We start from the raw sequence: 26,895 nt of genomic DNA, 5'->3' as shown, positions 1-26,895 counted from the left end.
GATATGTTTTGGACTACTGAAAAGTTGGAAAGAAGGATAGAGGAACTAGATTCATATCGTTATAGGAATGTGCAGCCAGTGGCATCTTTTCAAGCTCAAGATGATGAAGAAGGCAAGGTTTCGCAAAAGCCTCCCGAAGATGGATCATGGAGGACAATGAATGTACTGGAAAGATGGGAAGGACGCGATAAGTACATTTGGCTTAAAACGCTAATCCCAATTCCTGAAAATTGGGGACAACAAAAAATTGTCGGTGTATTTGATTTTGGAAGAACAGGCGGCGGCAATAATTCAGGGTTTGAGTCACTTCTGTATGTAAACGGGGAGCCATATCAGGGCGTAGACATGAATCATCAGGAGGTATTTTTAGATAGAAGCCTAGCGGGGACCACCATTGAAATGTGCTTCCGGCTTTGGTCAGGGCTAGAAGGCGGAGGTAAGCCAACTCTGCAGGAACACCAGCTGAAAACGGCTTTTATCGCATGTCTGGATGAAAACGTAGATGATCTATATTACACAGCTAGAGCTGCCTTAGCGACTATAGAGTATCTGCAGGAAAATCAGCCTGAAAGGCAAACACTATTAAAAGCCTTAGACAGAGCTTTCTTGATAATCGATTGGTCTGATCCTGGTTCAGAAGGCTTCTATGATTTCCTTTATCAAGCGCAAACGCTTTTAAATGAAGAAATAGAGCGAATTCCGAAAAATTATCCTGTTACCGTAACGGCCATCGGACACACTCACATCGATGTGGCCTGGCTATGGAGGCTCAAACATACTAGAGAAAAGGCAGCACGCTCTTTTTCTACCGTTCTTCGTTTAATGGAGCAATACCCAGATTACGTTTTTTTACAAACACAGCCTCAATTATATGATTATATTAAAAAAGATTACCCGGAGATTTTCAAACAAATTGAAAAAAGAGTTGAAGAAGGTCGTTGGGAAACAGAAGGTGGAATGTGGCTGGAAGCGGACTGTAATCTGACATCAGGTGAATCACTTGTCCGTCAATTGTTGTTGGGTACTAAATTCTTCCGCGAAAACTTTGGGAAGGAATGCGAATATTTGTGGCTTCCAGATGTTTTTGGATATAGCTGGGCACTTCCGCAAATCTTAGTGAAATCTGGCATTAAAACTTTTATGACCACAAAAATTAGCTGGAGTCAGTATAATAGAATGCCGCATGATACCTTCAAATGGAGAGGAATTGATGGAACGGAGATTTTAACTCATTTTATCACTACTCCTGAGGATGACCGCTGGTTCTATACATACAACGGACAGATTACTCCTCGTTCAGTAAAAGGGGTTTGGGAAGCATACCGCGATAAAGCTGTGAATCAGGATCTGCTAATTTCCTATGGTTATGGAGACGGCGGCGGCGGCGTTAATCGCGAAATGTTAGAGATGAGAAGAAAATTGGATAAGATGCCGGGCTTGCCAGCTGTTAAGACAGGCAGAGCGGATGAATTTTTTAAGCGCCTGCATGAGACGGTAGACAATACCGATCAATATGTTCACACGTGGGATGGAGAACTCTATCTAGAGTATCACCGCGGGACCTATACATCTCAGGCCTATAATAAACGGATGAACCGTAAAATGGAGCTGCTTCTCCGTGAAACAGAATGGCTGAATACCTTCAACAGTGTACTTTCAAGTTCATGGTCATCTTATCCTGTGCAAGATTTGGAGGAAAGCTGGAAGATCGTTCTGCGCAATCAATTCCACGATATCATTCCGGGATCATCCATTCACGAGGTTTATGAAGACAGCAAGCTCGAATATGCCGAAGCGTATGAACTTGCGGCTAATGCCTGGAAGGAGGCTTCACAGTCTTTAGCCATAAATCATGGTAAGCAATTGTATACGATTTTTAATTCTTCTTCGTGGAAACGAAATGATACCGTTAAAATCCACACGAACACGACTGGAGAATTAGTGTGGAAGAAAGAGACAGGAGAGGTACTGGAAGCCCAGCAAACGGCTGATGGAGAATGGCTTATCAAAGTTGATGAAGTTCCTTCCCTCGGAAAAAGCTCCGTTTATTTTGAACAGGGACCGAATGAAACAGCTTCGCCTTTCAATGTTTCTGGAAATAGTGTTTCTTCCAGCTATTATGAGATTTCATGGAATGATAATGGTCAACTGACGAAGCTATTTGACAGGAAAAATCAAAGGAATGTTTTAGCCCCAAATGCACGTGGGAATGTGTTCCAGGTTTTTGAGGATAAACCAATGCGCTTTGATGCATGGGATATCGATCTTTATTATCAAGAAAAGATGAAAGAGATTTCGACTTTGAAAGGAACTAAAGTCATTGAAAATGGTCCAATCCGTTGTGTCGTTGAATTTACATGGGCCTATTCAAACTCGGTCATCCATCAGAAAATGGCCTTGTATGCGAACAATCCGCGGATCGATTTTGAAACAAAGATTGATTGGCATGATCAAGACCAACTGCTGAAGGTAGCCTTCCCAGTAGAAATTCGGGCAACAGAGGCGACATACGATATTCAGTATGGAAATGTAAAACGTCCAACTCATTGGAATACAAGCTGGGATTACGCTCGGTTTGAAACGGTTGGTCATCAGTGGGCGGATCTCTCTGAAAGGGATTATGGAGTGAGTTTACTGAATGATTGCAAATATGGATATGACATTAAGGATAATGTCATGCGCCTTACACTATTAAAATCGGCTACTTATCCGGATGTAGAAGCAGACCAAGGTGAACATTTGTTTACGTATTCCTTGCTTCCCCATACTGGAAGTTGGTATGAAGGAAATACTGTACGGCAAGCCTGGGAGCTCAATAATTCATTAACCTTCGAAGAAGGCCAGACAGAAAGCGTTTCGCTATTCAACGTGACCGCTCCGAATGTGATAGTCGACGCTGTTAAAAAAGGAGAAAACGGTGACCATATCATTATCCGCTTGCATGAATTTGCTGGTGCAAGAGGAACTGTTGAAGTAACAAGTGATTTCCATATTGAATCCTGGCAGGAATGCGACTTAATGGAAAGAGGCATTTCCGAAGTCCAAGGAAATGAGGCCTTTACGTTTAATATTAAACCGTACGAACTTAAGACATTTATAGTTCAGTTAAAATAGAAAAAGGGGAGAGTTAAGTTCTCCCCTTTGATTTTTTATATGGGGCGAAAAAAATGGGGTTGGGTTCTACACGGTAGAACAAGCCTATTGTCCTGGTCATCCATTGGATAGCTTAGAACTTAGCTTAACGAATCTCATAAAAAAATGTCTGAAAAAGTAAACGTATAGAGTCTTTTATAAGGTGGGAAATAGTAGCATGAAAGAGATTGAAGTGGTTCATGTCATCTTTAAAACACATCTGGATATTGGCTTTACCGATTTAGCGGAAAATGTAACTGAACAATATATTAAGTCCTACATACCCAAGGCTATTGAACTAGCAGACAGCCTTGAGAAAGAAGATTCTTCAATCGGTTTTGTATGGACGACAGGCTCATGGCTTATTCAGGAGTATTTGAAACAAGCAAATAATGAAGAGAAACGAAAAATGGAAGCTGCGATTCAAAAAGGATCTATCACATGGCATGGACTTCCTTTTACAACACATACGGAATTAATGGATGCTGAACTTTTTCAATATGGAATATCGATTGCGAAACGATTAGATTCTCAATATGGAAAAGAAACTTCCACTGCAAAAATGACGGACGTTCCTGGTCATACAAAAACAGTGATTCCTTATTTGGCGAGAAATGGAATTAATTATTTGCATATAGGAGTGAACCCAGCCTCAAAGGTTCCTTCCGTTCCATCGATATTTGTATGGAAGGGGCATGATGGCTCTGAAATTATCGTTAACTATGCGGATAATTATGGGGATGTTCTTAAACTGGATGGTCTAAATGAGGTAATGGTGTTTGCACATACCGGTGATAATTACGGGCCACCTTCAATTGATGATATAAAAGCAGAGTTTGCCAGTTTAAAAGAAAGGTTTCCAAATGCTGTCATAAAAGCATCAACTATGGATGCATTTGCTGAAAAGATAAAAGATTTTAAACACAACCTTCCTGTCGTCCATGAGGAAATTGGTGATTCCTGGATACATGGGGTGGCTACAGATCCTAAGAAGGTAGCTCAATACCGAGAATTACTTAGACTCCGAAATAAGTGGGTTTCTCAAGGTAAATTAAAAGTAAAAAGTGAAGAGTATACACAGTTTTCTGATTGGTTGCTTTTAATTCCAGAACATACATGGGGATTAGACGAGAAAAAACACCTCAATGATTATAAAAATTATGCAAAGCAGGATTTCCACCAGGCAAGGCAGAGAAATACAATTGATGAGGATTCGGTTCCGGATAAATACAGCTATATTGGTTCATTTGCAATGGATGAGTACGATCATTTATCGAAGGAAGTTTTTTCAGGTTCGTCGAAAAATCGTGATTATCACTTATTTGAAGATTCTTGGAAGGAACAGCGGGGATATATTGAAAAAGCTGTGGCTGCCTTATCTGCTGATCGGCAAGAGGAAGTATTTGCTTCATTCGAATCATTAGAGGCAAAAAAGCAGAAGCCAGGAAGAGAAACATTAGAAACGAACAGTTCATATTCTCTTGGAGCGTTTACCGTACAATTTGCAGAGGATGGGTCCATATCTAGTTTAGTTGACGGAAACGGAAAAGAGTGGACGAACAAACAAAACCGGATAGGCGTTTTTGTTTACGAGTCCTTTGGAGTAGAAAATTATTATCGATGGTTCGACGAATATGTTGAGAACACTAGTGAAACCTATCGGTGGTCTGATGCGGACCAAGGAAAACCGGGGATTGAGCTCGTCATTCCAAGACCGAAACATAAAATTTATCAACCTACCATCCTTTCAATAAGTAAAATCGAAACAGAAGCAAGTGATGATATAATCGTCCAATTATGCATGCCGAAACATGCGGTAGAATCATTCGGTTCTCCAAAAGAGATTACGATAGAATACAAGTTTTCTAAGTTCAATGAACATATAGATATTGAGCTTAATTGGTTCGATAAGGAAGCAAACCGCTTACCAGAGGCGATGTGGTTTTCGTTTGGGTTGGAAGTTGATAACCCAAACATTTGGAAATTAGATAAGTTGGGTGAACACATCTCTCCGCTGGAAGTGGTGAGAAATGGAAGCCGCAACCTTCATTCTGTTGATAAAGGTCTGTATTATTTTGGGGCAGATGCCCAGGTCATCATTGAGACGAAGGATTCACCACTTGTCTCACCAGGTGAAAAAAGATTGTTACAGTTCAACAATACCTTTGCTTCATTAGAAGGTGGATTCCATTTTAATCTCTATAACAATATTTGGGGAACCAACTTCCCGATGTGGTATGAAGAAAACGGGAAAAGTAGATTTACGTTGAATTTGAAATCGTATTTTTTATAAAAGCGTACGGTCCCATGAATGGACCCATGAAAACTGCTTTGTGTTTGTCGATAAGGAATCAAGCCCAAATCCTATTTTGGAAAGCGCTTAACTATAATAGTTGAAAAGGGGAGGATTCACGATGACGTTGACTATAGGAATAATTGGAGCAGGACGTATTGGCAAAATCCATGTAGATAATTTGCGAGGTATTCAACAGGTTCGTGTTAAGAGTGTATCAGATGTTGTAATAGAACACCTTGAATCATGGGCAGTAGAGAAACATATTGAAGTTTTGACCACAAATTATTATGACATCCTAAAAGATCCAGAAATTGATACAGTATTTATCTGTTCTCCTACCAATACGCATGCAAACATTATTAAAGAAGCTGCATTGGCAGGAAAACATATTTTTTGTGAAAAACCAGTCAGTTTTACTATAGAAGAAACGGAAGAAGCACTTGAAGTCGTTAAAAAGGCTGGTGTAAAACTGCAAGTTGGATTTAATCGCCGTTTTGACTCGAATTTCCGTAAAATCCGCCATCTTGTTCAGGATGGACAGATTGGGAATCCGCATATTTTACGGATTACATCACGCGACCCACAGCCTCCAGGTGTTGATTACATAAGGTCCTCGGGCGGACTATTCATGGACATGACGATTCACGATTTTGATATGGCTCGCTACATCATGGACAGCGAAGTTGTGGAGGTGTATGCATCCGGGGCTGTGTTAGTAGACCTGGCCATTGGTGAAGCAGGAGATATTGATACAGCTGTCATTACCTTAAAGTTTGCTAATGGCGCTCTCGGAGTAATTGAGAACAGCAGGCGTGCAGCTTATGGATACGACCAGCGATTAGAAATTTTTGGTGACAAAGGCGCTGCGCATGCGGATAACAACCGGGCAAATACGGTTGAGGTATCTACTGCGGAACATGTTACCAAAGAGAAACCATTGTACTTTTTCCTAGAACGATATACACAGGCCTACATAGATGAGGTAAAAGAGTTTGCTGCTGCCATCCTTGGGAATCAACCAGTCATCTGCAGCGGTTTTGATGGTATTCAGGCAGAGCGGATTGCAAAAGCAGCAAGCCAATCGCTTGAAACAGGAGTACCAGTTAAGCTGGAGCAGGTTGGTCGGTCCACAGCAACCTATTAATTTTTTTTAAGGAGAGAGAATGAAAATGAACCCGCTCAAATTTAATCATGACCGACCCATCGACCTAATTGCAGTGGGTCGGCTCTGCATTGATCTGAATGCCAATGAGACGAACCGTCCAATGGAGGAAACACGCACGTTTACGAAGTATGTTGGCGGATCGCCTGCTAATATTGCAATTGGTTCAGCAAGGTTAGGACAGAAAATTGGATTCATCGGAAAAGTCTCAGATGATCAAATGGGTCGCTTCATAATGGATTACTTAAAAAAGAATGCGATTGATACGTCGGGCGTGAAGATTGACAATACAGGAGCAGTAACAGGCCTTGCTTTTACAGAAATCAAAAGCCCAGAAGACTGCAGTATTTTAATGTATCGTGACAATGTAGCGGATTTGAAGCTGCACCCATCTGAAGTGGATGAAGAGTATATTAAACAGTCAAAGGCCCTGTTGATTTCTGGTACGGCTCTAGCAAAGAGCCCTTCACGGGAAGCTGTATTTGTCGTATTAGAATATGCAGTTAAACACGGCGTAACGGTATTCTTTGACCTTGACTATCGTCCGTACACATGGACGGATGAAGCTGAAACAGCCGTTTATTACAACTTGGCTGCTGAAAAATGTGATGTCATTATCGGGACCCGGGAAGAGTTCGACATGATGGAAAAACTGTTACATATTGATGAATCTGATGACCAGTATACGGCATCTCGTTGGTTTTCTTACCGGGCAGAACTTGTTGTAATTAAGCATGGAGGGTCAGGGTCGATTGCTTACACAAAAGATGGAGCCTCCCACCGAAGCGGCATTTTCCGGACAAACGTTTTGAAAACTTTCGGTGCAGGGGATTCTTACGCTTCGGCCTTCATTTACGGGCTCATGAATGGGCAAGACATATCAGAGGCAATGAAGCTAGGCAGTGCCTCAGCATCGATTGTCATATCACGCCATAGCTGCTCCGATGCGATGCCAACAAAGAAAGAACTTCTTAATCAGATGGAAACAGCAGTGTATGAACTTTCTTAATTATTAAGATATGGAGTTGAATTCTACACAAGAAAGAAAATGCTTACTGCTCGTTATGTAAAATAATTCGAGAAATAAATGGGAAGTGGTGGGATGGAGACAGTCCGTGCTGCATCCCTTTTTCTTTTATAAAAATGGTCAAATCGTTCTGAAAGAAAGGAGATTATAAAGTGGGTACGATTCGTTTAACAACAGCACAGGCGCTTGTGAAATTTTTAAACGCTCAATATGTAGAGTTCGACGGTAAACAACAAAGGTTTATTAAAGGTATTTTTACGATTTTTGGTCATGGAAATGTGCTGGGACTTGGTCAGGCATTGGAAGAAAACCCAGGTGAGTTAGAAGTCTATCAAGGACGAAATGAACAGGGAATGGCGAATGCAGCGATGGCTTTTGCCAAGCAGAAACATCGTAAGCAGATTATGGCTTGTACCTCTTCAGTCGGACCAGGATCCGCCAATATGGTGACGTCTGCCGCCACGGCAACTGCGAATAATATTCCTGTTTTATTGCTTCCTGGCGATGTGTTTGCCTCCCGTCAACCTGACCCGGTATTGCAGCAGATTGAACAGACTCATAATCTATCTATTTCCACGAATGACGCCTTCCGTCCAGTGAGTAAGTATTGGGATCGTGTCAATCGTCCTGAGCAACTAATGTCTGCTCTCTTGAACGCGATGCGTGTTTTAACTAATCCAGACGATACTGGTGCGGTTACGATTGCGCTGCCACAGGATGTACAGGGAGAAGCATGGGATTATCCAGAAAGATTCTTTGATAAGCGAATTCATCGAATCGAACGCCGTCAGCCGTCAACTGAAAGTGTTCAAGATGCAGTGAAACTCATTCAAACGAAGAAGAAGCCTTTATTAATATTAGGCGGAGGCGTGCGCTATTCTGAGGCGGCTGATAGCTTCTTACAATTTGCTGAAAAATTCCATATTCCTTTTGGAGAAACACAGGCTGGAAAAAGCGGTGTGGAAAGCACTCATCCACTAAACCTTGGCGGACTTGGTGTTACAGGTAATTCGGCAGCTAATTCCATTGCACAAGAAGCGGATTTAATCATTGCGGTGGGCACTCGCTTTACTGATTTTACAACAGCTTCTAAGCAATTGTTTGGTGAGGCTGAAATTCTGACCATCAATATTTCAGAATTCCATGCAGCGAAATTAGATGCGGTGAAGGTGGTCGCTGATGCAAAGGCTGGGCTAGAAATGATTGGCTCCGCACTTGGGGACTACGTTGCCGCTTATGAAAATGAAATCGTGGAAGCGAAGCGTGTCTGGGAGGATGAATTAAATCGTCTTTATGGGGTTACATATGGAGAAAACTTCATCCCAGAAATCGCAGGCCATTTGGATGAAAAGCTGTCTGAATATAAGGAAGTTCTTCATTCCGAACTAACCCAGACGAGTGTGATTGGCAAGGTGAATGAGCTGCTTGATGACAATGCCGTGATTGTTGGGGCAGCTGGAAGTTTACCAGGCGACCTGCAGCGGATGTGGGTATCGAAAACACGTAACACCTATCATATGGAATACGGCTATTCTTGCATGGGTTATGAGATTGCCGGCGCTTTAGGTGCGAAGCTGGCGGAGCCTGACAAGGAAGTGTATGCGATGACTGGGGATGGAAGTTATCTGATGCTACATACTGAACTGGTTACTAGCCTTCAAGAAGGTAAAAAAATTAATGTCATCCTGTTTGATAACTCTGGATTCGGCTGTATTAACAATCTGCAAATGGGAAATGGAATGGACAGCTTTGGTACAGAATTCCGCAAAAGGAATCAAGTAACAGGAAAATTGGACGGCCCGGTCATAGCAATTGATTATGCCAAGGTAGCAGAAGGCTACGGAGTAAAAACGTACTCTGTTCGGACATTGGAAGAACTTGAAGCAGCTGTGATTGATTCGAAAAAACAAGCGGTCAGTACTCTGATTGACATCAAAGTACTTCCTAAAACGATGACAAATGGCTATAACGCTTGGTGGAATGTCGGTGTAGCGGAAGTTTCAAAAAAAGAAGGCATCCAAGCCGCATACGAAAGAAACCAAGCAAATCTAGAAAAAGCCCGTGCTTATTAATAGGGGGAATGAGGATGTTTGAGGGAAATCAAGTTAAGTTGGCAATTGCGCCAATCGGATGGACAAACGATGATATACCAGAGCTTGGCGGTGAAGTGACATTTGAGCAATGTATTAGTGAAATGGCACTAGCCGGATTTTCTGGTTGCGAGGTCGGCAATAAATACCCGCGTAATCCAAATGTTTTACAAAAAGCACTATCATTACGGAACTTAGAAATAGCTAGTGCCTGGTTTAGTGCATTTTTAACCTCTAAACCATTTGAGGAAACAATAAAGGCATTTATCAAACACCGAGACTTTTTACATGAAATGGGTGCGAAAGTTATTGTCGTTTCTGAACAGGGCAACAGTATTCAAGGTCAAATGGAGACAGCGCTATTTGATCATAAGCCTGTTTTTACAGAAGGTGAATGGAAGCTTTTAGTCGAAGGTTTACATCTTCTTGGCGACCTCGCAGCTGAAAAAGGGATGGTAATTGTCTATCACCATCACATGGGTACAGGGGTCCAAACGACAGAAGAAATTGACCACTTGATGGCGGAAACGGATCCTAAAAAGGTATCACTTCTTTACGATACAGGCCATCTTGTTTTTTCGGGTGAAGATCATTTACACATACTAAATAAACATATGTGTCGTATTCATCATGTTCATTTAAAGGACGTCCGAATCGATGTGGCTAATAAGGCTCGAGAAGGGAAATGGAGTTTTCTGCAAGCGGTTAAAAAGGGAGTTTTTACAGTACCAGGAGACGGTGTAATTGACTTTAAAACGGTATTTGAAGTATTGGATGTTGCAGGATATAAAGGGTGGTTTGTCGTCGAGGCTGAACAGGACCCTGCTTTGGCGAACCCATTTGAGTATGCCTTAAAAGCACGAGATTATATCCGTGAAACAAGCGGGATTTAAAGGAGAATAGAGATACCATTAGTTAAGATGAGTGAAGGGAGATAAACTGTATGTATGAAACGCTTGGTGAATTAAAACATGGTTATACCAAGATAACAGATATGGTAAATAAGCACCCTGATATGCTGCAGGATATAGGCATTTACACATTGGCTGAGGGAGAAGTCAATGTACTATATGATGCCAGCAAAGAGACAGCAATCCTTCTTCTTGAAGGAGCTGTCCGCTTAGAATGGAATGGCGAATCCCGTGAGATAAACCGCGACAGTGTATTTAACGAAGCCCCGTGGTGTCTGCATATAGCAAAAGAGGCAGAAGTGAGGGTCACTGCACTTAAGAGTAGTGAAGTCCTTGTTCAAAAAACTGATAATAAGAAACTTTTTGAAGCGAAATTATATACTCCAGAGGATTGCGAGAGTACGACTGCTGGTGAAGGAGTTTGGGACGGAACAGCAGAGAGAGTGATCCGTACTATTTTTGACTATAACACTGCACCATATTCTAATCTTGTGATTGGTGAAGTGATTTCCTATCCTGGACGCTGGTCAAGCTATCCGCCGCATCATCATGACCAGCCGGAGGTCTATTACTACCGTTTTAATAAGCCTCAGGGCTTTGGATGTGCAATGGTTGGGCCTGAAGCTTATCGTGTGGAACATAACAGCTTTATTACGATTCCGGGTGATCTTGACCATCCGCAAGCAACTGCACCAGGTTATGCGATGTACTTCTGCTGGATGATTCGCCATCTCGAAAACAATCCTTGGACTGATCGGATCATGGAGGAAGAACATAAATGGCTGCTCGATCTAGACGTGAAAATCTGGCCTGAAAAGTGAGAGTGTGACCACCTTTCCTAAAAGAATTTATCTTCTAAAAGTCCATAAGAGCCGACTATTTACAAATTTTAAATAGTTGGCTTTTATTTATGTGAAAAAAGTTGTGATGGTAGTTTTCTTAATTTATGGGTTATTGTATATATAGAAGAGTAAAATTAGAAATCCTAATCGGGGGATATAAACATGTTAATAGACAAAATAATAAATTTCGAAAATAACTTTGCAGAGATTCAATCTAAAGTAATAGAAAAACCTTATGGTAAAATCTTTTATGATAAAGATAACCCTTTATCTTATGATAGTAATCATGCATTCATTTATGAGGATTCCGACTATGATTTCGCGATTAAGGATATTGTGGATTTTTATAAATCAATAGCTATCACTCCGCGTGTGTATACGTTCACAAGAAATGAAAGTACAGTTGGTCAATTTTTAGAAAGTAAAGGATTTACTAAATCATTAGATGAAATTTGTTTCTTTGTCCAAAAAAATAAAAAAAGAATAGATATTCCTCAGACCCTTCAGTTTCAAAGGTTAAATCATATAGATGAAACAATAAATGAATTACTCACCTCTGATAAAGAACAAGGGGAGTGGGGGTATAAATCTCTGTTAAAGTCGATCGATAACAGAAATTTTTATTTGTTTGGTGGATATGCTGCTGAAGAATTAGTTTGTATAGCTTCCTTGTACAGCAAGAATGATATATCTAGGGTAAATGATGTATTTACTAAAAAAGATAAAAGAGGAAAGGGTTACGGCAGTCAATTAATAAACTTCGTTACTGATTTTAATGAAAAGACATTAAATACAATTAGTTATTTATATGCTCATAATCCTAATGCTATAAAAATATATAATAAAGCTGGATATGAGGAAATAACTGCAATTGTGAGAGGCTGTTACTGGTTAGAATAGTTGCCTGGAGAAGTGCTCAACACTTCTCCCTTTTTATGATTATGTTTATAAAATTCAGTTTGAAATATCTAAATCAAAATCAGACGAATTCATAATCTCAGTTAAAATTTCGGCGGGGTCTTTATGAGTAGTGTCGTATAGATGTTTCGTATTTGCTAGTGAATTCTCAAGTTGATTTAGCAAAAATAAGGAGCGTTCAATTAAAAATTGATCTCCACGTTTATTCAAACGTTCTATTAAAATATTTTCATCAGCTCGCAAAACTACATACTTCATTTTCAGATTCAGATAAGCAAAATGCTTACAGAACCACTCTAACTCATCCTCCACAACAATATCGATAATCACATTGAAATCATGTTGAATCAATGTTTGAGTTACCGAAAGTATGTTTTTCCACATGATTACTAAATTTTCTTCCCAAGGTGGTGCAGAGCCCTCCTCATACAAAGAGAGGAAGTCGTCTCCTTTAATTAGGGCACTTTTCTTTACGCTTCGTGCTAGTTCTTTTGCAAGAGTAGACTTACCAACTCCGCAAGGTCCGGAAATAATATAAATGGTTTTCAAATAAATCACCTCGATGATTGCTGTCTTTTTTTAGCAGTGGACTCTCTTATGATTAATTTGGTTGGTAACAAAATCTCCTGGATCGGTTCTTCTTTGTTTTCCATTCTCCAACAAAGCTGTTCGACTGCTTTTTTACCAAAATAATTTAAATCGATATCCATTGTCGTAATCCGAGGGGTGGAAATTTGTGATAATTGTCCATTGTCGAAACTGCATACAGAGACATCTTCAGGTATCATTAAGCCCCTTTGCTGTAAAACGGATGTCACCAGAAATCCAAGGCCATCGTTCACGCAAAACCATGCAGAAGGCTGGTCTTCAAGGTCATCGATGAATAAATTGATTTCATTTAAATGCTCTTTTGCGTTTGTTAATATGAGTGATTCCTTAGGCTTTATCCCATATCTTCTTAATGCAAGTAAGTATCCTTCTAATCTTTCTTGATAGCTTGGAGAAATGTCAACGTCCCCGACAAAGGCTATGTCCTGGTGTCCAAGTCGAATGAGATGCTCGACAGCCGTAAATGCTCCAAAGCGATTGTTTGTTAGTACAGAATCAGACTGTAAGGATGGTTCGTGATGATCAATTAAAACCGTAGGGATACCAGTACTAATAATTTTCGCCGTATAGTCTGTACTAATATGAGATAAGATTAGCACTCCATCAATATTGTGATTTGTTAATAAAGAAGGAAGTGTTAAATTTTCGATTGAAATGCTATCAATCGGTTCAATAAATAAATTCATCCCACGCACGCGCAGTTCTTTTTCAATACTTAAGTAAATTTCACCAAAAAAGCTTTTTAGGGAAAAAGCATAATCAGAAGCAATTAGAGCAATGTTTTTTTGTGTCTTTTTTTCAACTTGCTTTTGATTTCTGCTATTAGAATAGGAATAACCTAATTCATCCGCTGTATTTTGTACAAGCCTTCGGGTTTCTTCACTAACTCCCGGCTTTCCAGATAACGCTTGGGAAACAGAGTTTTTCGAGATATTTAATTGATCCGCTATATCCTGCATGGTCACTTTTTTTTCCATTGTGTTGTTCTCCCTTAATCTATATCTTAATAATAATGTGTCATTGTTTGTAATTATATTGTAACGTTACAGGTGGATAATTTCAATAGTGGTTCAGATGACAATTATAGTAAGTAATTAACCTTTTACTTTAAAAATCTAGTAATTAATGGTTGACATTATAAAGATCAGATGCAATAATTACGTTTGTAAGGTGATTAATAACGTTATTAAATAATTATTTTCTCGTTTTGTAATTCTGTAATTGCTTGTTGAGAAATGAGGGATTTCGGTTTAACACCATATTTTTTGACTTGGATTACAAATAGTATACTTTTTTTTGAGAGTTAATGGTAGCGCTGTCAGGTGAGTTGATGATGCTATAGGAACCTAGTGAAATAATTGTATCGTTCACTCATTTTTTAGGGTATTACTACTATTATTAGGATGTTTGGATTTATTAATCATTGGAGGAATATAAGATGAAAATGAAAAAAGTAGCATCAATCTTATTTGCAGCTTCACTTACTGTTTCTGGTCTTGCTGCTTGTTCTACAGGTAATAAGGAGCAAGGCGGCGGCAAGAAAGATGGGGTAACGACGATTGAATTCTGGGCCGCTCCAAACCCAACACAGCAAGTGTATTGGAAGGAAGTAGCAGAAGAGTTTACAAAAGAAAATCCTAAAATCAAAGTTAACGTTAGTCCGATGAAGGAAAGCCCTACATCTGAAGCGAGTATTCAATCAGCAATTGCTGGTGGCAGTGCACCTACTATGTCTGAAAATATTAACCGTGGCTTTGCAGCACAATTATCTGAGAGTAAAGCGCTTGTACCTCTAGATGAGTTAGAGGGATGGGATGAGGTTAAGAAAGAACGTAACATGGAAAATACAATGGAGGGCTGGAAATTTGCTGACGGCCACCAATATGTATTACCGATCTACTCAAATGCAATGTTATTTGGCTGGAGATTGGACATTTTAAAAGAGCTTGGCTTTAACGAGCCTCCAAAAACATACAGCGAAATGTTAGATGTGGCTAAAAAATTAAAAGCAAAATATCCTGATAAATATGTATGGGCAAAAGCAGACCTTGCCGACCCAACAGCTTGGAAAAGATGGTTCGATTTCTTTATGTTGTATGATGCAGCATCAAATGGTAACAAGTTTGTTGAAGGAACTAAATTTACAGCTGATCAGAAAGCTGGCGAACAGGTACTTGGCCTAATGGATGACCTTCGTAAAGCAGATGCCTTATTAACAAGGCAATCAAAAGATCCATTTGAAAGTGGTTTAGGAATTTTTGTTGATGTTGGTCCTTGGACAATCCCGTACTGGGCAGACAAATTCCCGGAAATGAAATTTAACGAAACCTATACATTGACAGCACCGCCTGTACCAGATGGTGTGGATACTGCCAATGTTAAAACTTTTGCGGATACAAAAGGTCTTGTTGTTTACGCTTCTGCAACAAAAGAACAACAAAAAGCAGCGATGGAATTCATTAAGTGGGTTTATTCAAACCCTGAAAATGATGCAAAATGGCTTGAAAAGACAAGTTTACCACCGGCTCGTGATGACTTAACATCGAATGATGCTTTTAAAGCGTTCTTTGAAAAGAATCCGGCATTACAACCATATGCAGCTGCCGTACCTAATGGTATCCCGCCAATGGATAACTCAAAGTACAATGATATTCAGACCTTTATTGGCCAACATGCATTCAATCCAGTAGTCAAGGGTGAGAAGGATCCGAAAACTGGATGGAAGGATATGCAAAAAGCAATTGAGGGGGCTCTTAAATAATGAGCACAAAGCAAGGAAGGTTGGGCTGGCTATTTGCCAGTCCTTATCTTATATATGCGGTCGTTTTCTTTCTAATTCCACTGGTATGGTCACTGTTCTTATCTTTTACCGATTGGAATTTAATTGCACCAACATTTAGTTTTGTTGGATTGGAAAATTACATGGAGGCTTTCAAGAGCCCAGGTGTTCAAAGTGCATTTTTTGTAAGCTTTAAATTTATGGCTTTATTTGTACCGTTAGTTGTTGCATCTTCGATTATCGTTGCCTTGATCGTTCAAGGATTACCTAAATTTAAAGGGCTATTTTTAATTGGATTTTTCCTGCCTTATTTAGCATCAGGGGTTGTATCGTCATTTATCGTTAAAGGGATTTTATCTTACAACAGTCCGGTTAATGAATTTTTACGAGGCTCCTTAGGATTAGATATTAATTGGCTTGGAAGTCCGTTTGCAGCACTCTTCGTGGTTGCGATGATTATCGCTTGGAAATTCACCGGGTACTACGCCCTGATTTTAACGTCAGGGTTTGAGAGCATTAGTAAGGAAGTATATGAAGCTTCGATGATTGACGGGGTAACCCCTTGGCAGCGCTTTTGGAAAATCACTTTCCCGCTCCTGTACCCTGCTCTATTTACAGTATTAATTTTATCGATTGGTGTTACGTTTGGTATTTTTACAGAGGTTTACCAATTAACAGGCGGTGGCCCGAATTTTGCAACCAATACATGGCAAATGGAAATTTTCACTAGAGCGTTCTCAAATCTTCAAGCAGGCTATGCTTCAGCGATTGCCATTATTGCTTCTGTAGTAACGTTTATTTCAATTTTGATCATTCGAAAACTCTTAGAAATGTGGGGGAAACGAAATGGGTGGAGCTAAGAAAAATGGATTATGGTTTCGTTACCTAATTGCAGTTGTTCTCTTACTGATTATGATCTTTCCTTATATTTATATGGTGCTAAATTCTTTTGCTGATTGGGACCAAGTAGATAAGAAGCTAATTCCCACAGAGTACAGCTTAAAATCGTATCAATGGCTATTAGGCGGCGGGGAAGCGGTCATCCCAAGGCCATGGCTGAATGCGTTTGTTAATAGTTTTATCGTATCAGGTGCTTCCACCTTTTTAATGATGGTAACAGGGGTAATGGTTGCTTATGCATTAGCGAAGATGCCTTTTAAAGGAAGAAATACAGTCAATAATTTTATTTTATTTCAAATGTTTTTCCCGGCGATTATTTTGTTAATTCCAACGTTCCTTGTGATTCAACGATTGGGAATGTACGACTCTTACTGGGGAATGATTTTGCCTAAAGCCATGAGTTTGTGGGCCGTGTTTATGTATACGAACTTCTTTAAGGCGATACCGGATACGTTTATTGAAGCCGCAAAATTAGATGGTGCGAGTGAATTGCAAATCATGTTTAAAATCGTGTTGCCCATGTCGAAATCGATTACGACTGTTATCTTCTTATTCTTGTTTATGGAAAGATGGACAGAGTTGTTATGGGATATGTTAGTGGCAAAGAGCGATCATATGTTAACGCTGAATGTACTCTTATCACAAATGTTCGGCCCTTATGGTGGTTATCCAGGCCCGATGTACGCGGCTTCGGTATTATTAACACTTCCGATTATTATTATCTTCTTGCTCTTCGCGAAGAAATTCCAAGAAGGTATGCAATTTACACTTAAGTAATATTATGGGAGTTCTAACATTATGATGAAATGGTGGAAACAATCGACTTTTTATGAAATTTATATGCCGAGCTTTAAAGACGGAAATGGGGATGGAATCGGCGACTTTGCTGGAATCACTTCAAAACTAGACTATCTTAAAGAATTGGGGATTGACGGATTGTGGCTCACTCCCTTTTATCCATCACCTAAAGTCGATAATGGCTATGACATTTCTGATTACTATGGAATCGATCCGGATTATGGAACGATGGCGGATTTTGAAACATTTATTCAAGAAGCTCATCAGCGTGGTATCAGGGTAATTGCTGATTTGGTCCTGAATCACACTTCTTCTGAACATCAATGGTTCCAAGAATCAAAGTCGTCAAAGGCACATCCGAAACGAGATTGGTATATCTGGAGAGATGAGCCGAACAATTGGGAATCTTTCTTTGGCGGCTCTGCATGGGAATTTGACAGTGAGACGAACCAATATTATTACCATGCCTTTGCTAAGGAACAGGTTGATTTAAATTGGGCCAATCCTGAAGTAAAACATGCCATGTTTGATGTGATGAAATTTTGGCTTGAAAAGGGAGTCGACGGTTTCCGGTTAGATGTCATCAATTTCCTAAAGGTAAACGATTCATTTCAGGACAATCCATATGATGAGGAACAAATCCATTTATATGATAAGGACCAAGAAGGTGTTTTAACAGTTATTGAGGAAATTGCCGAGTTTGTTCATCAGTATCCGGATAAATTTCTTGTTGGTGAGGTTGGTTCCGAGGAACTGGATATACTTAAGCAATATTCAGGGCTTAAAAAATTGGATGTAGTGTTTAATTTCAATATCGGAAGCATGGCTACGTTTGATACGGAAAAGCTCTATCAGCAGCTAGTGGGAACTGAGCAAGCATATGATTCTACGCAAATTCCAACTTTGTTCTTTTCAAGTCATGATATGTCCCGGCACATTTCACGATTTGGCGGCGATGAGGATCGGGCCAAACTAGTTGCTGCCTTGATGCTAACGGCAAAGGGTGTTCCGTTCATCTATTTCGGCGATGAAATTGGAATGAGAGATTGGATTACAGACGATATTTCGAAAATAAAGGATGTTCAAGGGATCATGGGCTATCAGCTCGCATTACATGCGGGTAAGTCCCAAGAGGAGGCCCTTGTAGTTGCGAATGAAAAATCTCGCGATAAGTCTCGTACCGCGATGCAATGGAATTCACATGCCAATGTCGGCTTTTCAGAAGGAGTGCCGTGGATTACAGTACCAGAGGATGCATACAAAGTTACTGTTGAAGACCAGATACATGATTCGGAATCGATGCTTTCTTTTTATAAAAACTTGTTGAAGCTGCGAAAGGAACATTCATCTCTTCAGTTCGGTGAGTATGAATATTTACGGAATGTAGATGGAATGATTTATTTCGTCAGAACTAATGGATTTGAAAAAATATTAGTCATTTTAAATTTCACTGATCAACAAAAAACACTTGAAATAGACGCAGATATAAATTTGTTGCTTTCATCAAGGAGAACGAAGCTGGATCGTGGAGCTTTTGTAACAATATTAGCGAATGAAGCAATGATTCTAAAGGGGGATATAGGAAATGACCTTGTTAAGGAAAGGTAATGCCCAAACTTGTGAACAGCTTTTAGAGGAATATACTACGAAAACACAACCAACCAGTCCTGAAAAAATTGTATTCTCAGGCATTGGTGAAAATGATGTCTATAATATTAGCGCTCCTTTTGAGGATGAAGGTGAGCTTGTCATTGCAGGAAGAGTGGAATCACGTAACAGTGAACACTCCAATGTCTACTTCTTCGTCAAGAGAAAAGGCGAGTGGGTACCAAGAGAAAATGCGCCAGTCCTGGAATTACAAGATCCTTTCTTTACTCGAATTGCGGGAGAGCTAGTCCTAGGTGGTGTCCAAATTTTCCCTCATCCAACAAAACAAGGACAACTTGGCTGGAGAACCGTTTTTTATAAAGGTCAATCCGTTGCAAGTTTACAAGAATTTGCAAAAGGCCCGGACGGAATGAAAGACCTTCGCCTAGTAGAGCTAAAGGATGGCAGCATTGGGGTATTAACAAGACCTCAGGGTGAAAAAGGCGGAAGAGGAAAAATTGGCTGGACTCGCATCTCTTCAATATCTGAACTGACAATTAATGTCATCAGCGAAGCTCCCTTACTTGAAGGGCAGTTCATTGAGGAGGAATGGGGCGGAGCGAACGAACCTCACCTTTTAGCAAATGGCCTCGTTGGGGTATTGGGACATGTTGCCTCCTTTGATGATGAAGGAAACCGCCACTATTACCCAATGGTTTTTGCGCTTGACCCGGAAACGGGAACCTTTTCTGATATGGAGCTAATTGCAACCAGGAGCCAGTTCCTTCCTGGTCCATCGAAGCGACCAGACTTAGTGGATGTCGTCTTTAGTGGTGGATTAGTGCGAAAACCTGATGGCACGGCTGATATTTATGCAGGAATTAGTGATGCGGAAGCTCAAAAAATTACCATCGTCGATCCGTTTGTACAATACGAGCTGTAAATCCAATAAAACAAAGGAGTATTTAAAATGAATGTATATAGATTTGAAGAGAACCCACTTGTCACTCCAGCAGATGTGAAACCGCACCGGGAGGATTTTGAAGTCATTGGTGCCTTTAATGCAGGCGTAACCACTTTTAACAATGAAATTATCATGCTTCTTCGTGTAGCAGAGCGCCCAATTAGTGAAGACCCGAATATTGTTAAAGCGCCTATTTATAATCCTACAACAAACGAACTTGAGATTATAGAATTCCGTTTAGACGATCCTTCATATGATTTTTCTGATCCTCGTGTGATTCGAAAAAGCGAAGATACACACAGTTGGGACTATTTAACATCGTTAGCGTATTTACGCATTGCACGCAGCAAAGATGGTGGTCATCATTTCACCATTGATGAGAAACCGTTTGTTTACCCATCTAATGAGTTAGAAACATTTGGAATAGAGGATCCAAGGATTACTAAAATTGACGATACCTATTATATCTATTTTAGTGCTGTTTCACCTGTAGGCGTCGGGGAATCGATGGTTTCCACGAAGGACTTCGTAACAACTGAACATCATGGGATGATTTTTGCACCTGAAAATAAAGATGTGTTAATTTTCCCTGAAAAAATAAATGGAAAATATTACGCTATCCACCGACCCGTTCCTAAAAGTGTAGGCGAGCCAGAAATGTGGATTGCTGAATCAACTAACCTCCTGCATTGGGGGAATCACAAGCATTTACTAGGTTTACGTGATGGCATGTGGGATAGCGCTCGTATGGGCGGAGGGGCTGTTCCGTTTAAGACAGAAAAAGGCTGGCTGGAGCTTTATCATGGTGCAACTGAGGATCACCGTTATTGTATGGGAGCCGTTCTCCTAGATTTAGAAAATCCAACAAAGGTGATTGCTCGTTCAAACCAACCAATTCTAGAGCCTGAAGCAGATTATGAAGTGGAAGGGTTCTTTGGAAATGTAGTCTTTTCATGCGGTGCTGTCGTTGAGGGGGATGTGGTTAAAATGTTCTACGGTGTGGCAGACACCTCCATGGCTTGTGCGGAATTAAGCTTAAAAGAAATTCTGGATTCTTTGACTTATCTATAACTTGAAAAAATAAGTGCCAAAATCGCGAGACTGATTTTGGCCTTTTTAATATGTTTAAACCTTCGCTAGAAAAACTGATAGATCGAAAGCATTTTTACAATGGCAGGTGACTACTATGAACATTAATGATAACTGGAAAATTAAACATTTTGATGTTGGGGCTGTACGTGATCTTGAGGTCGCTGCTCCTGAATATATTGATTACTTCTGGATGACAGCATCAGTACCTGGTGATGTTCATTCAACGTTGATTGACCGAAAGCTGATTGAAGATCCTTTTTACGGACACAATGATTTAAAATGTCAGTGGGTAGAGGAGAAGGTTTGGTGGTATCGCAATACTTTTGAGTTCAATGATGATGTCAGTAAAGACCATCGTTATGAGTTGATTTTTGAAGGTTTGGATACATTTGCTACGGTTTATTTAAATGGTGTGGAGCTGGGTTCAACGGAAAATATGTATATTAGTCACAGCTTCGAAGTAGCACGGGAGCTGAAGCAAGGGAAAAATGTTTTGGCGGTAAAATTTGATCCAGTCCATGTTCATGTGAAAGACAAGGTTCAATATTATTGGTCTGGATTTAGCAAAAAAAGAATCTGGACGAGGAAAGCCCAAAGTCATTATGGCTGGGACTGGGGTCCGCGCTTAGTTGCTGCAGGGATTTGGAAGGAAGTTCATTTAGAAAAGAGGACTTTTGCTAAAATCGACTCTGTATTTGCTAAAACAAAATCTATTTCTCCTGACAAAGCAATTGTCGAGGTCGAAGTGGAAATAGCTTCATTTAGAAAAGATAGAGATTATGTGGTAGATATAAACCTTTCCTATGGGGAAGAAAGTTTTTCAACCAAGGTGAAGGTGGATCGAAAAAAAACACAAGCTGTACTCGAAGTAGAAAATCCAAAGCTTTGGTGGACGCATGATATTGGCACGCCTCATCTTTATCAACTAAAGGTTGAATTGCTTGCGGATGATGTAAAAGTGGATGATCACCAAGAAGACTTTGGGATTAGAACCATTGAGGTGCTGCGTAAGGATGAAAAGGGTAATCATTGTTTTACCTTTGTTTTAAATGGTGAAAAGGTATTTGCTAAAGGGGCAAATTGGATTCCGATCGATAGTTTCATCGGAGCCGTTCCAGATTCTCGTTACAGGCACTTAATCAAGATGTCCAAAGATGCGAATATGAATATGCTTCGTGTTTGGGGCGGCGGTATCTATGAAAAAGAGGTTTTTTATGACGAGTGTAATCGGCTTGGCATTTTAGTCTGGCAGGATTTCATGTTTTCCTGTGCGCTCTATCCGGATTACAATAAGAACTTTATGGCCAACGTCAAAGAGGAAATCATTCATGTCGTCAAACGGCTCCGTAATCATCCTTGCTTGGCACTTTGGTGTGGAAACAATGAGAATGATTGGCTCTATGAAGCATTGTTTTCATCAGGTGAAATCACTCATCCTTTTTACGGTGAAAAAATCTATCATGAATTAATGCCTGAATTACTTGAAGAACTCGACCCAACTCGTTTGTTTTGGCCAAGCTCGCCATTTGGTGGAAATGATCATAACTCAAGGGAAGAGGGAGACACGCATAATTGGCAGGTTTGGCACGGGAATATTGAGCCGAGAACGTTTGGCGAGCCGCAAACGGTGAATTACAGTGTCGAAGGGCTGTCATTTAAAAATTTTAAAAATGATACGACACTCTTTGCTAGTGAATTTGGCATGCATGCTTCTTCTAATCGCTATACATTAGAACGAAATATCCCGAAGGACCAATTTTACTGGGGAAGCGAAGAAATGGCTTACCGGAATAAAGATATCCATCATCCAAAAGGAATTTTGCTAATGGAAGGTTATACAGGAGTTCCAAGGGATTTAGATGAGTACATTACCTATTCGATGTTAACGCAAGCGGAAGGTTTGAAGTATGGAATCGAACATTACAGGCGCAATAAACCACATACAAGCGGTGCGTTATTTTGGCAGTTAAATGACTGCTGGCCGGGTACAAGCTGGTCTGTTATCGATTATTATTTATTGCCTAAAGCTTCCTATCATTATGCAAGAAAGTTTTTTAGTCCGGTCTTGTTAACACTTGATCATGAGCCTGGAAAAGAGCTGAAGGTTTGGGTTGTAAATGACAGATTAGAAGCTTATGAGGATGAAATAGAACTTGCTATATATCAAATGAATGGCGAAAAGGTTTTTTCAAAACAATGGACCGTTTCAGTACCAGCCAATGTTTCACAGGAAGTAGAGGTTATTTCCGAACAGGAAGCTCTTAATGGATTGCGGCCAGAAGAAGCTGTTATCGTCATCCGCTCAAAAAGTAATAAAACCGAGGAAGGTTTCTATTATTTCCGTGATCAAAAGGACATGAGATTTGGAGAGTCGGAACTAAAGGTCAAGATTGACCATGAGAGAAATGAGTTGACCGTTTCCACCAATGTGGTTGCACGGATGGTAACGATCGAAATGGATATGGAGCAGCTTGTAATCGAGGATAATTTCTTTGATTTACTGCCGAATGAGAGCAGAACCATTAAGGTAGGACAGGCTGAGGGGAAAGAGGTTCCTTGGGATACCTTAAGAGTGAAGGCGATTAATAGTGTGAAAACAGAGGAGGAACTCGAATGAAAGCGGCGGTTTTGCAAGCAACCAAGCAAATAGAGGTCTTGGATTGGAACTATCGTTCACCATCACCAAAAGAGGTCATTGTAAAGGTGAAAAGCTGTGGTATATGCGGTACGGATCAACATATTTATCATGGTCATCCGGGTTCAGCCGAAGTTCATCCTCCGATTGTTCTTGGGCATGAATTGGCAGGGGAAGTAGTGGAAGTCGGTGCAGAGGTATCGACGCCCCAAAAAGGGGATCGTGTTTCGATTGATCCGAACATCTATTGCGGGACATGTGAGTATTGCCGCAGCAACCGGGCTCATTTATGTAATCATCTTCAGGCGGTAGGAGTAACAAGAGATGGCGGCATGGGGGAGTATTGTGTTGTTCCAAATACCAATTGTTACAAGATCCCAGACCATATGACTTTTGAAGAAGCCGCGCTTGTGGAACCATTAGGCTGTGTTTTACATGGTTTTAAAAAGGTTTTGTTGTCACCCTTAAGTAAGGTACTCATTATTGGCGGCGGTTTTATTGGTCAATTGTTTTTGCAATTGGTGAAGCAACAAAATGTTGATTCTATCATTGTGAGTGAACCTGCGGAGAATAAAAGAGAGCTTCTTTACCAGCTGGGGGCTGATGAAGTGGTCCATCCAATGAATGCTTCCAACCTAGAAGCAGATGTTGTGATTGAATGTGTGGGCAGAGCAGATAGTATGGAATTGGCGGTAAAATCAGCAGCAAAAGGCGGCCAAGTGTTACTTTTTGGGGTAGCAGCACCAGAAACTGCTATTTCTGTTTCGCCATTTGAGATTTTTTCAAAAGAACTCACCATAAAAGGATCTTTCGTGAACCCATATACACATGAAGAAGCTATTTCACTTATTTCAAAAAAAGTGGTGGATGTCGGGTCTCTTATTTCTCATCGTTTTACGATCGACGAGCTACCAGAGGCAATGGCGGACTTTCCTAAACTTAAAGTTTCAAAAGCGGTTATTAACCAATAGTTGCAGGAGTTGTCGGCCCTTGAGGCCGACTCTACCGATAGGGAGTACAAAAGAATGTTTCAAATTTTTAAGTCTTTTTCTACGGAATTAAAATTTTATTTATTAATGAATGCCTTATTTTCTTTTGGCGGGGTTTTGTCAGGTGTTTTTCAAAGTGTATTCTTATGGAAACTGGATAAAACCTATTCACTGCTAGCTTATTATAGCTTGTATTGGTCCATCGCGATCATCTTTTGTTTTGGGCTGTGTGGGTGGCTGGCTAGGAAAACGAGCCCGATGATTACGATGCGGTTAGGATTTGTCTTTTATTTGATTACCTATTTAATTATGCTTCTTTTTCATGACACATTAAGTGACCATATCATGTTGTTAGGATTTTCAAATGGGTTGGCGATGAGCCTTTATTATGTCGGCATGCATTTAGCGGTATTAGATTTAACAACCAATAAAAATCGGGATCAATTTTTATATATACAAGGAATTCTATTTACCATCGGAGGTGTTATCGGCCCGCTTTTGTCAGGAATCATTATCTCGCAATTAGAAGGTATGCTGGGTTATTATGTCGTTTTTATAGGAACTTGTGTCTTCTTTTTTATTTCCTTTTTAACCTCCCTAAAAGTGAAGGGACATCCGGTTACAGCCAAAAGTTATTTTTGGGAGGTCATTAAGAATCCATCACAGGAATGGAAGAAGATGTATAAGGTCATGTTTGCTGATGGGATTGTATCAGGCGTTTACGGGACCTTTTTGATTACAATGATTACCTTTAAAGTAGCTGGTGGAGAATTACATTTAGGAGTTTATAATTTGGCTGCTGAGTTGGTTGCCGTTGCTACCTTCTATCTGCTTGCTAAGTTCTCGAATCCGAAATATCGTTTAGCGATTTATGCGATTGGTTCGATCAGTATATTTTTGAGCTCTGTTTTATTATCTGTTCTTCCTGTACTCCTTTCGTTAATTATTTTTGGAATTGTCTCACCATTAGCACAGAATATGGTTACCACCTCGATGAGTGCGATGATTTATGAGGCGATTGAGAAAGACCCTGAGTACAAGGAAAAGCGCTTGGATTATATCATTATTCGTGAAATTCCACTCGGTGTGGGACGAATTATCGGTGTCTTTTTGTTTTTGGCGATGAGAAAATACTTTAATTTTGATCAGCTTTTACCTGTCTCATTTAGCCTATTTCCGTTTATATATGTCCTCATGATCCCATTCTTATATTTCATTTGGAGGAAATCAAAAAAGGAACCTGTGCTTCGTTCTACTGAAATGTAGAAAGTTTATTTGGAGGGGTTTATGTATGTTAGGTGCAATTGAAGCAGGCGGGACAAAGTTTGTTTGTGCAGTTGGGGATGAAAAAGGTAGGATTGTAGACCGTATTCAGATTCCAACGACAGTACCAGCGGAAACGATGTCAAAGGTCATTGAGTTTTTCAATCAATATCCTGTAAAAGCAATTGGTGTGGGTTCGTTCGGTCCAATTGATGTGAATCAGGAAAGTGCTACATACGGTATTATTACTTCTACACCGAAGCTAGGGTGGAGGGATTATCCATTTGTACAAACATTAAGAGATGCATTTTCAGTACCCATTGGGTTTAATACAGATGTAAATGCAGCAGCCTTGGGTGAGGCCACTTTTGGCGCAGCGAAAGGATTGAACAGCTGCTTGTATATTACCGTTGGGACAGGAATTGGAGCAGGAGCCGTTGTTCAAGGGAAACTGCTACAAGGATTGTCACATCCTGAAATGGGACATATACTCGTGAGACGTCATCCGAATGATAAATTCCAAGGCAAGTGTCCTTATCATAAAGATTGCTTAGAAGGTCTAGCTGCTGGTCCAGCCATTGAAGAGCGTTGGGGAACGAAAGGCGACCAGCTTGTTGATAGAATTGAAGTTTGGGATCTAGAAGGGTACTATATTGCCCAAGCCTTGATGCAATATATCTTAATACTTTCGCCCCAAAAAATCATACTTGGCGGGGGAGTTATGAAACAAAAGCAAGTGTTTGCGTCATTAAATAAGTATTTGAAGGAATTTGTAAATGAGTATGTGTCTTTGCCTGAGCTAACCGATTATATTGTTAGTCCAGGTTTAGGGGATAATGCCGGAATTACTGGCTCGCTCATGCTTGCTCAGCAAGCATTTCAAGAGGAAAATCAACGATAA

Annotated in this window: 20 protein-coding genes; 18 read left to right on the top strand and 2 right to left on the bottom strand. The window is 40.2% G+C overall.

Going from position 1 to position 26,895, the window contains the following annotated elements:
* Positions 1-3: 3 nt before the first annotated feature.
* The 8 genes from ACJ004_RS16185 to ACJ004_RS16150 all read left to right on the top strand — a co-directional run bounded on the left by ACJ004_RS16185 (position 4) and on the right by ACJ004_RS16150 (position 12,360).
* On the top strand, positions 4-3,114 hold the full coding sequence (locus ACJ004_RS16185) for an alpha-mannosidase (RefSeq protein WP_410894137.1): 3,111 nt from the start codon (positions 4-6) through the stop codon (positions 3,112-3,114).
* 196 nt (positions 3,115-3,310) lie between these two features.
* Entirely contained in the window at positions 3,311-5,425 is a 2,115-nt protein-coding gene (locus ACJ004_RS16180) for a DUF5054 domain-containing protein (protein ID WP_410894135.1), read from the top strand.
* A 121-nt stretch (positions 5,426-5,546) separates the two neighbouring features.
* Complete coding sequence (gene iolG / locus ACJ004_RS16175; RefSeq protein WP_410894134.1) at positions 5,547-6,572, top strand: inositol 2-dehydrogenase; 1,026 nt, start codon at positions 5,547-5,549, stop codon at positions 6,570-6,572.
* 25 nt (positions 6,573-6,597) lie between these two features.
* Positions 6,598-7,599, top strand: coding sequence for a 5-dehydro-2-deoxygluconokinase (gene iolC, locus ACJ004_RS16170; protein ID WP_410894133.1), 1,002 nt, complete (start codon positions 6,598-6,600; stop codon positions 7,597-7,599).
* Positions 7,600-7,769: 170 nt separating this feature from the next.
* Positions 7,770-9,689 (top strand): 3D-(3,5/4)-trihydroxycyclohexane-1,2-dione acylhydrolase (decyclizing), encoded by a 1,920-nt coding sequence (gene iolD, locus ACJ004_RS16165; RefSeq protein ID WP_410894132.1) that lies wholly within the window; start codon positions 7,770-7,772, stop codon positions 9,687-9,689.
* Between the two features lie 14 nt (positions 9,690-9,703).
* Complete coding sequence (gene iolE, locus ACJ004_RS16160) at positions 9,704-10,600, top strand: myo-inosose-2 dehydratase (protein ID WP_410894131.1); 897 nt, start codon at positions 9,704-9,706, stop codon at positions 10,598-10,600.
* Positions 10,601-10,650: 50 nt separating this feature from the next.
* Positions 10,651-11,439, top strand: coding sequence for a 5-deoxy-glucuronate isomerase (locus tag ACJ004_RS16155; RefSeq protein ID WP_410894130.1), 789 nt, complete (start codon positions 10,651-10,653; stop codon positions 11,437-11,439).
* Between the two features lie 183 nt (positions 11,440-11,622).
* Positions 11,623-12,360 carry a GNAT family N-acetyltransferase gene (locus ACJ004_RS16150; RefSeq protein ID WP_410894129.1) on the top strand — a complete coding sequence of 246 codons (738 nt, stop codon included), beginning with the start codon at positions 11,623-11,625 and terminating at the stop codon, positions 12,358-12,360.
* 54 nt (positions 12,361-12,414) lie between these two features.
* On the opposite strand, the gene ACJ004_RS16145 is transcribed toward ACJ004_RS16150, so the two are convergent.
* The gene (locus tag ACJ004_RS16145) at positions 12,415-12,927 is read right to left on the bottom strand and encodes an AAA family ATPase (RefSeq protein WP_410894128.1); all 513 of its coding nucleotides are present in this window, start codon (positions 12,925-12,927) and stop codon (positions 12,415-12,417) included.
* 5 nt (positions 12,928-12,932) lie between these two features.
* Positions 12,933-13,964 (bottom strand): LacI family DNA-binding transcriptional regulator, encoded by a 1,032-nt coding sequence (locus tag ACJ004_RS16140; protein ID WP_410894127.1) that lies wholly within the window; start codon positions 13,962-13,964, stop codon positions 12,933-12,935.
* 467 nt (positions 13,965-14,431) lie between these two features.
* Between ACJ004_RS16140 and ACJ004_RS16135 the strand changes: the two genes are divergently transcribed.
* The 10 genes from ACJ004_RS16135 to ACJ004_RS16090 all read left to right on the top strand — a co-directional run bounded on the left by ACJ004_RS16135 (position 14,432) and on the right by ACJ004_RS16090 (position 26,895).
* Positions 14,432-15,748, top strand: a complete 1,317-nt coding sequence (locus ACJ004_RS16135; protein ID WP_410894324.1) for an extracellular solute-binding protein — start codon at positions 14,432-14,434, stop codon at positions 15,746-15,748.
* Positions 15,748-16,626, top strand: a complete 879-nt coding sequence (locus tag ACJ004_RS16130; protein ID WP_410894126.1) for a carbohydrate ABC transporter permease — start codon at positions 15,748-15,750, stop codon at positions 16,624-16,626. The genes ACJ004_RS16135 and ACJ004_RS16130 overlap by 1 nt, the downstream gene beginning before the upstream one ends.
* Positions 16,613-17,443, top strand: coding sequence for a carbohydrate ABC transporter permease (locus ACJ004_RS16125; RefSeq protein WP_410894125.1), 831 nt, complete (start codon positions 16,613-16,615; stop codon positions 17,441-17,443). Before ACJ004_RS16130 ends, ACJ004_RS16125 begins: the two co-directional genes overlap by 14 nt.
* 21 nt (positions 17,444-17,464) lie before the next feature.
* Entirely contained in the window at positions 17,465-19,072 is a 1,608-nt protein-coding gene (locus ACJ004_RS16120; protein ID WP_410894124.1) for an alpha-glucosidase, read from the top strand.
* Positions 19,050-19,994, top strand: a complete 945-nt coding sequence (locus ACJ004_RS16115) for an MTP-1 family protein (protein WP_410894123.1) — start codon at positions 19,050-19,052, stop codon at positions 19,992-19,994. Before ACJ004_RS16120 ends, ACJ004_RS16115 begins: the two co-directional genes overlap by 23 nt.
* A gap of 27 nt (positions 19,995-20,021) precedes the next feature.
* A complete protein-coding gene (locus ACJ004_RS16110) occupies positions 20,022-21,086 on the top strand; it encodes a BtaManbiosPhlase (RefSeq protein ID WP_410894122.1) in 1,065 nt (354 codons plus the stop codon).
* Positions 21,087-21,201: 115 nt separating this feature from the next.
* Positions 21,202-23,724 carry a beta-mannosidase gene (locus ACJ004_RS16105; RefSeq protein ID WP_410894120.1) on the top strand — a complete coding sequence of 841 codons (2,523 nt, stop codon included), beginning with the start codon at positions 21,202-21,204 and terminating at the stop codon, positions 23,722-23,724.
* On the top strand, positions 23,721-24,713 hold the full coding sequence (locus tag ACJ004_RS16100) for a zinc-dependent alcohol dehydrogenase family protein (protein ID WP_410894119.1): 993 nt from the start codon (positions 23,721-23,723) through the stop codon (positions 24,711-24,713). Before ACJ004_RS16105 ends, ACJ004_RS16100 begins: the two co-directional genes overlap by 4 nt.
* Before the next feature lie 54 nt (positions 24,714-24,767).
* Positions 24,768-25,997, top strand: coding sequence for an MFS transporter (locus ACJ004_RS16095; protein WP_410894118.1), 1,230 nt, complete (start codon positions 24,768-24,770; stop codon positions 25,995-25,997).
* A 25-nt stretch (positions 25,998-26,022) separates the two neighbouring features.
* Positions 26,023-26,895 (top strand): ROK family protein, encoded by an 873-nt coding sequence (locus tag ACJ004_RS16090; RefSeq protein ID WP_410894117.1) that lies wholly within the window; start codon positions 26,023-26,025, stop codon positions 26,893-26,895.

The sequence above is a fragment of the Neobacillus sp. 204 genome (assembly GCF_046562815.1).
GTDB lineage: Bacteria > Bacillota > Bacilli > Bacillales > Cytobacillaceae > Neobacillus.
The sequence above is the reverse complement of the archived record's forward strand: the minus strand, read 5'-3'. Positions and strand labels throughout refer to the sequence as shown.